Below are 12,149 nucleotides of genomic sequence, written 5' to 3' on the forward strand. Positions count from 1 at the left end.
GTGACACTTGCTGCAGCCAACTTGATATCAGACGCCCATGAAGGGATTGGCCGAATAGGCCGCATCCCGGTGCGCAACCTTTGGCTGCTTATGCTGTACGCATCGGATTTGTTCAGGGATCTCGAAAAGGCAAAGGTCGCCGTAGAGGATAACCCTTATGACATCCCAGACCTGGTCGCAGAAATGCTTTGCCGTCGCGTCGAGCGTCGTATTCAGCGCAACTTGAGTTATGGCTACCAATCGCGTGAGGCTGTTCTTGGCCGCGTGCGCGGACGCATCGACCTACTGAACACTGAGAGGCATCGATTACTGGATCGTGGAAAGGTTGCTTGCCGATTCCATGAGTTGACCATCAATACAGCCCGAAACCGCTATGTACGGACGGCCCTGGAGGAAATATCCAAAATCGTTCTCCGTGGGGGGCTGGCACACCGATGTCGGTCGTTGGCGGTAAGCTTGAGACGCATGGGCGTAACCGGGGAGCGTCCGAATCGTGGCGAGGTCTCCATCGACCGCTTCGGGAGGCACGATGCAGATGATCAACCGATGGTTGCTGCGGCCCATCTGGCCTTCAATCTTGCCCTACCTACAGAGGCTGCAGGCGCAAAGCAATTGTCGTTGCCGGATAGAGAAATTACCTGGATTCGGAAGCTTTACGAAAAAGGGATCGCCGGTTTCTATGATGTCGTGCTTTCCAATAGAGGATGGCGCGTCGATGCGGGCAAAACAATTGGCTGGCAGATTGAAAGCAAGAGTCTGGGCATGGACAAGATCCTCCCCTCGATGCGAACCGACATCATCCTCGACCACTCCGACGCGGGACGCCGTATTGTCATTGACACGAAGTTCAACTCCGTTGTGACACGTGGCTGGTATCGGGAAGAAACACTGCGCAGCGGATACGTCTATCAGATTTACGCCTATTTGAGGTCCCAGGAAGGTAATGGGGATCTCCTCGCTGAAAACGCCTCGGGTCTGCTCCTTCATCCTTCGGTGGGTGATATGGTTAACGAGGCCGTCGTGATCCAGAACCATGAAATTCGATTTGCCACCGTTGATCTGGGAGCGACGGCAAAGGAAATTCGAGACCAGCTTTTACAGGTTCTGGAATGGCATCGGCAACGCGAGAATTCGTATGGCCATGAATGTAATCACCTCAATGCTGCTCGGATTGAGAAAAAAGATATGTAACCTTGGAAACGGATTGTAAATGCCCTGGACTTCAGATCATACAAAATGGCTCGTTGACACCGGCGAACGACTGACGACCGCCGACGGCAAGGAGGTCGAAGTCTGGGAGTTCCGTCATGAGAACGACGAGGCAGTGCTCTCCGCCTGGGCGAAACACTTCCGGAATCACTATTGCCTGGATACTGAGATCGATTTCCTCCGGGGCAAACGTCCGCGACCGGATTATCTGACGAATATCAAGTTCCCATGCAGAACATCCAAACTCGGCCCAGGAATCCGAGCAGGAGATTTTGGGGAAATACTGGTTTCCGATTACCTTCAATGGCTTCTCGGTTACTGGGTGCCCAGGGTGCGGTGGTCATCGAAGGTTGTTCGAGATGAATCGCCCAAGGGCAGCGATGTAATTGGTTTCCGATTTCACAAAAAAGACGGCGAAGCCTCCACCAAGGACGTGTTGTTTGTCTTTGAATCCAAGACAAAGTTCTCCACCTCTAAGATCAACCGCCTACAGGATGCTATCAACGATTCAGCCAAAGATCACATTCGAATCGATGAATCGCTGAACTTTATCAAGCAAAAGCTCTATGAAAAAGGGGCCATCGAACAAGCTCAAAGGATCGAGAGATTTCAAAGCCCCGTAGATATGCCTTATAAGGAAACCTACGGCGCTGCGACTATCATTTCTGATGAGTGTTTCGATGCCGAAGAATTGGCTTCGGCAGACTGCAGAAAAATCCCCAAATCCGCAAAATACAAGGAGTACTTTCCACATCCTAATGGTGACAGTCTTGCCCTCTTGGTTATTAAGGGACCCAGTATGATGGACCTTGTCAACGAGCTCTACAGGAGGGCTGCGGATGAGGCCTGAAAAGAAATCCCAACTCCTGCTTGGCGTCACCAGGTCAAAGGCAAAGATGCTCGAGTACGGTGTTCCGGAAGAGCATCACATCAAAATCACGCAAGATCCGGCCAAGCTCTTCACCATATCGATTGGTTTACTGGGCGACCTTGCCGCCGCTATCAACCGGGAGGAGCCAGATCCCGGCTCCCTCTCGGAGCTGAAAACCAATCTACTTTTTTCTGCCCGCTTTTTTGATTCCTACCTCCAATCAAAGCTGAACGAGACACTTGATCCATACCTTGTGCTTCTTGGCTCCGCCTCCTATTACCTGTGCGATCTTCCTGGAAGCGCGTCGGTATTGGCGAAGCGCATCGATGGCGACTGCCCGGATCTGTATGGCGATGGTTTGGAAGACCTGTTGCTCTGGTTGTTGCAGGCCGATCTGGGAACCTATTTTGATGGAGCTGAGGGACCATTCGGCGGATTCATCGACGGTATTTCAAAATGGATTCTCCAGTTTTTCGAGGATGGGAATGGCGAAGACAATCTTCTTGATTTGGCCACGGAGCTGAGGGATGCCGTCTATGAATATGGCACACCCAGGCAGCTTCTATTTGGTGATGTGATCACTGCTGTTCTGAGGAAAAAGCTCGAAAATTCCGCCTGGAAGGCTTTGCCATCATATTCAGGCCTGCCTCGCAACAAATGGCTCCACGCGCTGCAAAAGGATTCGTTCATCAAGGAACTCTGGCCCGCTCAACACCTCTTGGGCAAGGCTGATGTTCTCAAAGGCAAGTCTGCCATCGTTCAAATGCCCACCAGCGCTGGCAAAACCAAGGCAACGGAGCTGATCCTTCGAAGCGCGTTTCTGACTGACCGCGTAGCATTGGCCATCATCATCGCCCCTTTCAGGGCGCTGTGCCATGAGATCAAGAACAGCCTCGTCGAGGCATTCCACAACGACCCCACCAAGGTGGATGAATTATCCGATGCCCTACAGACCGACTTCGAGATTGCCGAACTCCTTGGACACCAACAGATCCTGGTTGTAACCCCAGAGAAGCTGCTCTACGTCCTCCGGCACGCTCCGGAGCTGGCTGCCCACGTTGGCCTGCTGGTCTTTGATGAAGGCCACCAGTTCGACAGCGGCACCCGAGGCATTACATACGAACTGCTCCTAACATCGCTGCGCTCCATGATTCCCAAAGGTGCCCAGAAGGTGCTGATCTCAGCGGTCATCAGCAACGCCGAAGCCGTCGGAGAATGGCTGAACGGCGAGCCTAATGTCGTCGAAGGCACAACCCTGATTCCGACTTTCAGGTCGGTCGGGTTCGCGAGCTGGCTCGATCAGTTGGGAAGAATCGAATACGTCGACAGCCGTGATGCCGAACAAAACGAGTTTTTCGTTCCGAGGGTGATTGAGAGATTCAATCTTGGGAGGAAGAAGCGGGAAAGGACGGACCGCTTTTTTCCTGAAAAGACTGACGGGCAGGCTATCGCACTATACCTTGGTCTGAAATTGGTCCCGAATGGCAGTATCGCTGTTTTCTGCGGAAGGAAGTCGACAGCGGCCAGCGTCTGCGAAAAGGCCGTCGATATTATCGAGCGCGGCGCACCCGTGGTATTACCGTCAGATTTTTCTGACGCTCAGGAAGTTGAGCGGCTGACACATCTGCACGTCAAGAATCTCGGTGCTGACGCACCGGCGTCCCAGAGTTCGGCGCACGGCATTTTTTCCCATCATGGCAATACGCCGCATGGTATCCGGCTGGCGGTGGAGCATGCCATGCGCGACGACCTTGTGAGATTCGTTGTTTGCACATCCACCTTGGCGCAGGGTGTAAACCTTCCCATTCGATACCTCATCGTGACCAGTGTCTACCAAGGCATGGAACGTATAAAGGTTCGCGATTTCCACAACCTCATTGGCCGAGCGGGTCGCGCCGGGATGCATACCGAAGGCAGCATCCTGTTTGCAGATCCGGTGATCTATGACAAGCGAAAGGCTCGCAACGATAAATGGCGCTGGGATCAGGTGAAAGAACTTCTGGAGCCGCGCAATTCTGAGCCATGCATCAGCAATCTTCTATCGATCTTCGACCCCATCAAGAGTGATGACGAGAAATACACCATCACCATGGAGGCTTTGGATTTTGCCAAGGCTTATATCAACGATCCTGATGACGTTACCAAACTGGCTGCCGGGATAGCCGCACGACATGGAGACAAAGGATTCTCACGAGACGGTGTCGAGCGGCAAGTCGCCTGGAGAATCAGCCTCATCTGTGCCGTCGAGAGCTTCCTATTATCCCATTGGGATGAATCTGAGGATGGTCTTTCGGAAGCCGATGTGACCCGCTTGGCCGAAGGGACGCTTGCTTTTTTCCTGACTGATGAGCAGAAAAAGGAGCATATCCGCGAGTTGTTTCAGCTTGTCGCTGGGAACATCTCCGCAAACATCACCGATGCAACTCGCCGTAGAATCTACGGCAGGACGCTTTACGGTATTCAGGATGCCCAAACCATTGAGGGATGGGTTCAGTCCAACGCTGACAGCCTGCTTTCGATTGTTGATGAAACAGAAGCGCTCGATCTTGTCTGGCCATTGCTTACCCGGCATATCAACGGTGGCGTATTCACCAAGTTCGATAAACCGGAGGTGCTTAAAGAAATCGCGCATGGATGGATCAGTGGAAAGCCCTTCAGCGACCTCCTGAAAATCATCCGTAAGCGAAAAGCCAAGATGATATGGGGCACCCGCCGGAGGGAGTTCAAGATCGATCATGCCGTCGACGTCTGCGAAGGGACGCTCGCTTATGACGGTGCGCTTGTAGTAGGCGCTGTGTGTGAATTCTTCGAAACACTCGACCAAGATGGCACCGGAGAGCTGATCAATCGTCTGCAGCTTTTTCAAAAGCGCCTGAAATATGGTCTGCCCACGGAAACCGCCATTGCCCTTTACGAGCTTGGCTTTTCGGACCGTGTCATCTCTCAGGACCTTGCCGCATCCTTGAACCTGGCAGCGACTCAGAAGAAGGATCTCGTGAAGGCACTGAAACAAGACCGGGGCGGAGCCAAGGCGGTGATGAAGAAATACCCAAGATATTTCCAGAAGCTAATGAATGAACTCCTGCAGTAGAAATCCAGATCATCGATCCGAACTATCTCGCGACCTGCTGTTGGCCCGGTTGTTGGTAGAGCGGGGAGCCTACGATAGTTCTCGGGGAAAGCTCGTATTTCCCCAGGAGGGGGCATGAATCAGCAGACGCAGCCATCACCAAGAGAGCATCATTTCTACGTTGCGATAGCCAAGTTCCTTTTTCACCATCCGGAGCATGGCATTGTATCAGTGCGGGACCCGATCAAGATCAAGGATGCAGAGCGATACGGGCTCAGCCCGCTCATACTCTATGGATTGACCGTTGCCGGGTTACCCATTCGGTGGATGACCTTCACTCCAGCCGTGCAGCCCAAGGCCTTCCGGGATGTTCTCCTGGATGCGTGGCGTAACGCCGGAGGCTTGCGTGGCCGCCCCGACATCCTTCGGGTCAACCGCCACCTAGCGACAGCCAGCCCTGAACTGGTAGGGGAAATGGCAAAAATCGGAGTCCAGGTCGAGGTCGCCGATGCCAAGGAGAAATCCCTTCCTGCTTCCCTGCGCTCAGCACAGGACTCCAGCAAGTGGCTGCTGGGAAAGCACGACAGAAAAGACCAGGCTCTTACCGGGTCCATCCAGGCGCTTTGCCGGGACGCTCAATATGACCACGATTTTCATGTCAGGGGTGGTCAAAGAGGCGTGAACAGTCGCGAGGTGGAAGAAAGAATCCAGCAATGGCTGGCCTTACCAGCACTAAGGCCGGAGCCAACATTGACCGTAGGACTGGACTGGGAACCCGGTTCATGGCTTTCATCCTGGGAATCTTCCCTGCCGCCCGATCAGCCCCGTTATTTCAGCCTCGACGGGCTTGATGGCAGGACCTGGCTGCTGCCAGGAGAGAAGGCACCGGAGGATATCGTTGAGGATGATGATTTCTGGGCCGACAGTGACTATGACAACGCAGCCGAAATCGCCAAGAACCTCGTGGCGTGCTGGCCCAATCCGCCTGCAGAGATTGCCAAGTGTGCAGGGGCCACTCTGCGGGAACTTCAGTGGTTCACCTCAGGAAAAGCCCCCCTTGACCGGCATGCGCGTTTTGACCTGGAAGACTTGCTCGGCATCGAATACGACGAGAGCATGGGGGGGTACGTAGGGGCCGGGCCTTATGTCCTGATGGCCAACAAACCCTCGGCCCTCAAAGAAGTCTATGAATCCATTTCCAAAGGCGGAGATGCATGTCCTTGTGAGATTGTCCCTCGCCTAGGAGCCGCAGACCCAAGCTGGCGATACGTGTTGATCAACACGTATGGCGAGCCTCCGAGTATTGTGATGGCACCTCGCGGAGCAAAAATCACGGAGCGCCTTCCGGAATTGCTTATGAATTATGACGGTATCAGGCATGTCGCTCCGGAGTTCTACCGGGATGTCGTTTCTACCTGCGCCCGGGCCTGCCGCGAACCTGGGGTCAACATTCGCGAGATGAAAGACTTTGTGAAGCGTTACGAAGAGCACTGGGTAGGTTGCGCCTGGCAGCCGGAGTAATGTTAGGCCCAATTATTCTGCATCCACACTTATTGATTGATACGATTTTTCAACAATACGCTCGGCTTGAACGTCAGAACCTTCCGTGATGTGATGGTGATGGTCTCCCCGGTCTGCGGATTCCTTCCATTTCGGTCGGCCTTCTGGCGAACAACAAAATTCCCGAAACCGCTTATCTTCACATGCCCTTCGGTCGCAATGGCATCCTTGAGAATATCCAAGGTGAGTTCAACCAACTCAACGGCTTCTTTCTTATTACATGAAAGCTTTTCTTGAATCTTGTCGACTAAATCGGCTTTCGTCATCTCGGACCTTTCATCGCATTGATGTGAAATCTGTAAGTACCACAATTCACGAATGATTTCCAGGCATTAATAAGAAAAGGCGGCCACGAGGGCCGCCTCTATCCAGGCCGGATGGGCTTCATCCAACCTGAAGACTCTTGCAGGGTCTCATTCCCGTGAAAATGGAAACGACCTCGATCTGGCCGCTGGTAACATCGTTCCTCAGCACTGCCTTCTCGAATTCCTCCCACGAAAGCGAATACTCCCTGCCGTTTATCCTTGCCTTGACTGTCATGGTCCTCTCCCCCTTATCTCTGTGATTGGCGCCCAAGAGGGCTCCCCGCAACCACCGTGTTGACGGAGGCTCCGAGGAACCCTCTTGAGCTGGGGAAGAGGCCTGGGGAGGGTGCATGAAGCACCGCTCCCCTTTATCTGAAGGGTGGACTATGCCACCATTCAACCGGCTACTTCGTCACGGTCTCAGGCGGACCCGGCCGCGACTTTTCCAAGGGTGGTTCCTTTTTCTGCTCCTCTTCGCGTTGCTGCACCTTTTCCCGCAGCTCCTCTTGAGGATCGGACAGGGCCCTGCCGGTGCTGGCAGTCATGTGGACCACCGTAGCGACGGGGTTCAACCAGGAAGCCCCCTTGGTAGCAAGCTCGACACTGGCCCACTGGCTGTGGCTGCAGCCGCCAAGGATCGTCGCCAGTACCATAAGAATCAGACGCGTTTCTTTCATACCCATACTCCTCTGTGATGTTTTCATGTGGAGACAACCTCCAAGCCGTTCGCTTCAGCAAACTCCTCATCTTCGATAATGCCGTTGAGGTCAGCGCCTGTTTCCAGGTGCTGCAACACCAGCCTGATCGCGCATGCCACCTCGTTGAGGCAGGTCTTCGGCCCCTGGTGGCAGGAGATCCCGGCCAATGCCTTGACAGCATCATGGGCCTCCAGCCCGGAGCGAAGTCCGTAGGAGACAAGCCGGGCGATGCCGTCGGCCATTGCCGAGCCGCAGCCGCCGGCCTTGCCGAAGCGGATGAAAACCTCGAACGGTTTCCCTTCCATTGTCGTCACGGTCACGAAAATCTTGCCGCAGTGCGACCGACGTTGAATCGTGTATCCCGGCGCGGCGGCCGGGCGTGGTGTTTTGGGACTCATCTCAATCCTCCTTTTCCTTGACCTACCATCCTCTCGTGTCCAGTTGATCCATGACGGCGGCAAGGCCGATCTCCGCGTAATCGAAACCCACGTAGCGACCGGTTGCCGTCGAGATGGAGCCGTCCTTTTGGGGCACCTGCAGCAGTTCCTCCTCGTCCGCTCCTTCCGTGTCATAGTCGAGGACCATGAGGTTCATCGACTGGATGTCATTCGGACGGTCGGAAACGATGCACTGCACCAGGCCCCCTTCGAGGATGACGGCTACGGTCGGTGGTTCATGGCGCCGATCCGACAGGACGTTTCGCACCCGCTCGCGCAGGTCGAAAAACTTGTCGGTCCGCTCCGGGTACTCGTCAGTCACGTTCTCAATAAATTTCCAGCATGCCTTTAGAACCGCGAGTGCTTCGCTCTCACGGTTCCCCTCGCTATCGAGGTGTTCCCTGACATCCGGGATGAACTCGGATATGAAATTGACGGCTTCGCAGCCGTTGATCTCCTCGCCATGGAACTCGCTTGCAGGATCGGCCTGAGGAAAGGTTTCTATCAGTTCCTGCAGAAGGTTTCTTGCCATGTTCTGTCTCCTTTTCTGTGTGAGAGGGCAGAACTCCCCCAAGGGGAAAGGTTCCGCCCCCTGTCGGGTTGGCATTGTTGTTCAATCTCTCAGCCGCTCGTCCCAGCAGCACTCGCCGATGTAATGGGCGAGATCGTCGCTCTGGTAGAAAATGCGCGCGGTGCTTCTTACGATCAGGTTGCCGCAACCGACGCATTTGACGGCTCTCTCAATGGGGCTGTCCGCGACCGTCAGTTCCCGGATGAATGTCCCATCGCAGTTCTGGCAGTCGAAGATCACCCGGTCGATCCCCAGCAGGGTGTCGGTCCGGGATACCTCGAGAATGCAACCGCATTCCGGACAGCCGAGATTATTGGGGATGCCGGTTTCAACCTCCCTTTCGTGTTCGTAATTGTCTCGGGCGACACGGAGGTTTTCGTTGAAGTCGATTTCCATTCGCTCGCAGAAGTGCATCAGGTCCGTGAGCAGGTCCCTGAAGTCATCTTCGTCGCCCTCGAAATCCCGACCATCGAGAGTCAGGCAGTACGCCTGCATCACCGTGTCGATCCGCTCGGCACGTTCCTCATTGGTGGGTTCGCCTGTCATCTGTTTCCGTGGGGCCATTTCACCACCCCCTCTTCTTGATCTGATCGACAACGGCTGCCAGGTCATAGTCGGAGTTCGACAGCTTCACGAGATGACCCACGGCATGCTCTGTCTCGCCGTTGTGCGGGAGCTTGAGGAGGCTCTGTTCGTCGAAACCTTCCACGTCGGTGTCGATGACCACGACGTCCATTGATGCAGGAAACTGTTCGGGGAGGTCGGTAACGACCTTCTGAACAGCTCCACCATCCAGGACAACGCAAACGGTGGGAGGCTTCGGCACGTTGTCCCTGTTTTCCGTTTCATGGATTCGCTGTTCCAGCCACGAACCGGTTCCGAAGTACTGCACGTCATCGGCGGTCACGAATACCGCGCTGCCGCCGAATCCGTCCGGCAGGTTCCTGGTGCAGGTGTACGCCGTCTCTTTCGATATCCAGGGGAGTTCGCCGTTGGAACGGCGGATGATCCCCTGGAGGCAGGAATAGAGGGCCTCCTCTTCAAGCTCGGTGTCGTCCTTCGGATCATCCGCGGCAAGGACGCCGTGGGTGCACCAGTCATCGGCGAAGAGATACAGCTTGTCTTCTCCGTCCGGCGTGATGGTGAGTCCGAAAGCGTCGAGGATTTTCATGTCTTCTTCGGTTATGAGATGTTTGGGTATCGAGGGCTGGAACGGCCCCTGGGAAATGTAGTCAGCCATGGCTGTCTCCTTGTTGTTTGAAATGGGGAGACAGAGCCCTTTCCGGGGATTGTCTCCCCGTTGGGGTTGCTGATCAGGACCAGGCGACCTCTTCGCCATTGGCCTTTCGCAGGAGTTCGAGGGCGACACGGCCGGTGATCCAGTTGAAGCCGCACGTTCTGAGCGACTTCCCGACGATCCCGATCGCCTTCGGAATCTCCGGAGTCGGATCGGAAGGCAACGGCAGCGGCCCGTACTTTATCGATCTGGCCAGAGCCAGGGCCTCATCAAGGGTGTAGTCGTAGTGGGGATGTCTCATAAGGACTCCTCTCAAGGGTATTGTCTTCTTTCAGCGCAGTGGCCGCAGTTCGCCGTCCTTGTCCGTCCACCACCCGTACCCCTTGATCCTGGCGTTCGGGTTCATGGTCTTGGTATTGACGACGAACAACTGATGGGGATTGACCTTGTTTCTGATGAGCGCGAATTCCGTGCCCCGCGGCCCAAAGATACGGTAGGCGTAGCCCAGAATCCCCGGTTCATCCGTCCTCTCGATCCGGTATCCACTGAAATCGACCATCAGACGGCCTTCTGTACTTCATTGTCGGGATACTCTTCCCGCTCGTCATAGTCGCCACTGTCGAGGTCTGAGAGGTACACCGTGTCGGTTGACCACCGGATGTCGGTGTGCCTGTACAGCCCGGACCAGTAGAAGCCGCTGTCGGTGATGTTGAGGAGGTTGCATTCGGTCCTCCCCTGGTATTCCTTCAGCGGCACCTTGCCGCTTTCCCACTGGTCGTAGTCGGCGTTCATGAAGACGCAGGAATATTCGAATTCGGAAACCCTGTAGACGCCCAGGGTGCGGACGGCTTCGGAGAGCTCCCTGATTCGCGCGATCATTTCGGCGGTAAGTTCGATCACCGCGTAATCCGCGGCCTCGAAGAAATCGCTGCTGTCGGACACGGACAGGATGAGTTTTTTCGTTGCCGGCGTGTCGTTGCCGGTTTTCCCATTTTCCATTTCTTGTCTCCTTTCGGGTCTGTCCGGACAGGGGACAAGAACCCCCGCAGGGAGCTCTTCCCCTGCCGGGTTGTCAGATAAGGCCTTGCTCGGCGAAGCTCAGGTAGCTTTCGCCGATGATGATGTGATCGAGCACCCTGATGCCGAGAAGTTCGCCCGCCTCCTTGATGCGCCTGGTGATCTCCAGGTCCTCGCGGGAGGGGGTAGGATCGCCGGTTGGGTGGTTGTGGAGGAGAAGGATCGCCGCGGCGCTCGACAGGAGAGCGGTCTTGAAGACCTCCCGTGGATGCACTATGCTCTGGTTCAGGGAGCCGACCGAAACCCTGTCGAGACAGGCGATCCGGTTCTTGCCGTCCAGGTGCAACGCGATGAAATGCTCCTTCGCCTCCCTCTGGAGGTCATGGAACATCTCGAAGACCTGGCTCGCCGAGGTGAAGCGCTTGGACACCCACGCAGGGGCGTCTTCACGCACTACCTCTTTCCGGTACTTCGCCTCGATCGACAGGATCGTGATTTTCTTTTTCTCCGGGGGAAGTTCCTCTCCGAAGAGATTTCTCTGATAGGGGGACATTTCGCGGGCTCCTTTTCCGGAGGGCGGACGTCCCCATGGGGGACTTGAGCCCCCCCGAAGGGTGATGTTTGATTTGTCGTTGTGACTTTGCCGATCGCTTCAGACTACCCTGACCGACTGGAACGGTGCGCCCATGACTGCCGGGCCCCCGTCCGATCTCCTGGTGGAGACCTCCAGGTGGCACGGTATCCAGCCGGTCGATCTGCCGACCCAGAAGCGCCGTTTCTCGCCGTATCGGTCCACCACCTCGACCCTCTTTCCTTCGAGGCCGATGAGCTGAGGGGTGAGTTCCGCCCGGGAGCGGTACCCGGTCTGCCTGTGTTTCTGATGAACCAGGTCCGTCAGCTGCCGGTACTTCCGGTAGGCCTTCATCGTGCCCCGTTCGGCCGGCAGGGGGGTCAGGTCCCAGCGATCCAGCTCTGCTGCGAGCAGGTTCCCCAGCTCCATCACCCGATCGAAGCCGAGGGTGCTGCATCCCTCCTCGAAATGGATGACGTACAGGCCGTTGCCGGGACCGAAGTAGTCCGGATTGATTGTCACTTTGTTCATTTTCACTTTAGCCTCCTGAAGACACTCCCCCATACGGGAGTGTCGGTTAGAACTCCCGGTATGGGCGGGGCC

15 protein-coding genes and 1 pseudogene are annotated in these 12,149 nt (G+C 55.6%); 4 read left to right on the forward strand and 12 right to left on the reverse strand.

Going from position 1 to position 12,149, the window contains the following annotated elements; genetic code table 11:
• From mcrC to QMN23_RS02385, 4 genes are all read left to right on the forward strand, one after another.
• Positions 1–1,191, forward strand: a complete 1,191-nt coding sequence (mcrC, locus tag QMN23_RS02370) for a 5-methylcytosine-specific restriction endonuclease system specificity protein McrC (protein WP_282001541.1) — start codon at positions 1–3, stop codon at positions 1,189–1,191.
• Between the two features lie 19 nt (positions 1,192–1,210).
• Positions 1,211–2,059 carry a Hachiman antiphage defense system protein HamA gene (locus QMN23_RS02375; protein ID WP_282001542.1) on the forward strand — a complete coding sequence of 283 codons (849 nt, stop codon included), beginning with the start codon at positions 1,211–1,213 and terminating at the stop codon, positions 2,057–2,059.
• The gene (locus tag QMN23_RS02380) at positions 2,049–5,171 is read left to right on the forward strand and encodes a DEAD/DEAH box helicase (RefSeq protein ID WP_282001543.1); all 3,123 of its coding nucleotides are present in this window, start codon (positions 2,049–2,051) and stop codon (positions 5,169–5,171) included. Before QMN23_RS02375 ends, QMN23_RS02380 begins: the two co-directional genes overlap by 11 nt.
• 114 nt (positions 5,172–5,285) lie before the next feature.
• A complete protein-coding gene (locus QMN23_RS02385; RefSeq protein ID WP_282001544.1) occupies positions 5,286–6,671 on the forward strand; it encodes a hypothetical protein in 1,386 nt (461 codons plus the stop codon).
• Positions 6,672–6,700: 29 nt separating this feature from the next.
• Here QMN23_RS02385 and QMN23_RS02390 read toward each other — a convergent pair whose 3' ends face one another.
• The 12 genes and pseudogenes from QMN23_RS02390 to QMN23_RS02445 form a co-directional block, all read right to left on the reverse strand.
• A complete protein-coding gene (locus tag QMN23_RS02390; protein WP_282001546.1) occupies positions 6,701–6,976 on the reverse strand; it encodes an integration host factor subunit alpha in 276 nt (91 codons plus the stop codon).
• A 118-nt stretch (positions 6,977–7,094) separates the two neighbouring features.
• Positions 7,095–7,250 carry a hypothetical protein gene (locus QMN23_RS02395; protein ID WP_282001547.1) on the reverse strand — a complete coding sequence of 52 codons (156 nt, stop codon included), beginning with the start codon at positions 7,248–7,250 and terminating at the stop codon, positions 7,095–7,097.
• Positions 7,251–7,419: 169 nt separating this feature from the next.
• Positions 7,420–7,692: a hypothetical protein gene (locus tag QMN23_RS02400; RefSeq protein ID WP_282001548.1), complete on the reverse strand. Its 273-nt coding sequence runs from the start codon at positions 7,690–7,692 to the stop codon at positions 7,420–7,422.
• Positions 7,693–7,715: 23 nt separating this feature from the next.
• Positions 7,716–8,111 (reverse strand): TSCPD domain-containing protein, encoded by a 396-nt coding sequence (locus QMN23_RS02405; RefSeq protein ID WP_282001549.1) that lies wholly within the window; start codon positions 8,109–8,111, stop codon positions 7,716–7,718.
• Between the two features lie 22 nt (positions 8,112–8,133).
• Positions 8,134–8,682: a hypothetical protein gene (locus tag QMN23_RS02410; RefSeq protein ID WP_282001551.1), complete on the reverse strand. Its 549-nt coding sequence runs from the start codon at positions 8,680–8,682 to the stop codon at positions 8,134–8,136.
• A gap of 81 nt (positions 8,683–8,763) precedes the next feature.
• Positions 8,764–9,267: a hypothetical protein gene (locus QMN23_RS02415; RefSeq protein ID WP_282001552.1), complete on the reverse strand. Its 504-nt coding sequence runs from the start codon at positions 9,265–9,267 to the stop codon at positions 8,764–8,766.
• 19 nt (positions 9,268–9,286) lie between these two features.
• Positions 9,287–9,961: a hypothetical protein gene (locus QMN23_RS02420; RefSeq protein WP_282001554.1), complete on the reverse strand. Its 675-nt coding sequence runs from the start codon at positions 9,959–9,961 to the stop codon at positions 9,287–9,289.
• A gap of 73 nt (positions 9,962–10,034) precedes the next feature.
• Positions 10,035–10,259 (reverse strand): hypothetical protein, encoded by a 225-nt coding sequence (locus QMN23_RS02425; RefSeq protein ID WP_282001555.1) that lies wholly within the window; start codon positions 10,257–10,259, stop codon positions 10,035–10,037.
• Between the two features lie 30 nt (positions 10,260–10,289).
• Entirely contained in the window at positions 10,290–10,517 is a 228-nt protein-coding gene (locus QMN23_RS02430) for a hypothetical protein (protein WP_282001556.1), read from the reverse strand.
• Positions 10,517–10,957 (reverse strand): hypothetical protein, encoded by a 441-nt coding sequence (locus QMN23_RS02435; RefSeq protein ID WP_282001557.1) that lies wholly within the window; start codon positions 10,955–10,957, stop codon positions 10,517–10,519. The genes QMN23_RS02430 and QMN23_RS02435 overlap by 1 nt, the downstream gene beginning before the upstream one ends.
• 73 nt (positions 10,958–11,030) lie before the next feature.
• A pseudogene (radC, locus tag QMN23_RS02440) lies at positions 11,031–11,402 on the reverse strand (RadC family protein); the annotation flags it as partial.
• A 225-nt stretch (positions 11,403–11,627) separates the two neighbouring features.
• The gene (locus QMN23_RS02445) at positions 11,628–12,083 is read right to left on the reverse strand and encodes a hypothetical protein (protein ID WP_282001558.1); all 456 of its coding nucleotides are present in this window, start codon (positions 12,081–12,083) and stop codon (positions 11,628–11,630) included.
• Positions 12,084–12,149 lie beyond the last annotated feature (66 nt).

The sequence above is a fragment of the Geotalea uraniireducens genome, from assembly GCF_027943965.1.
Taxonomy (GTDB): Bacteria; Desulfobacterota; Desulfuromonadia; order Geobacterales; family Geobacteraceae; genus Geobacter; species Geobacter uraniireducens.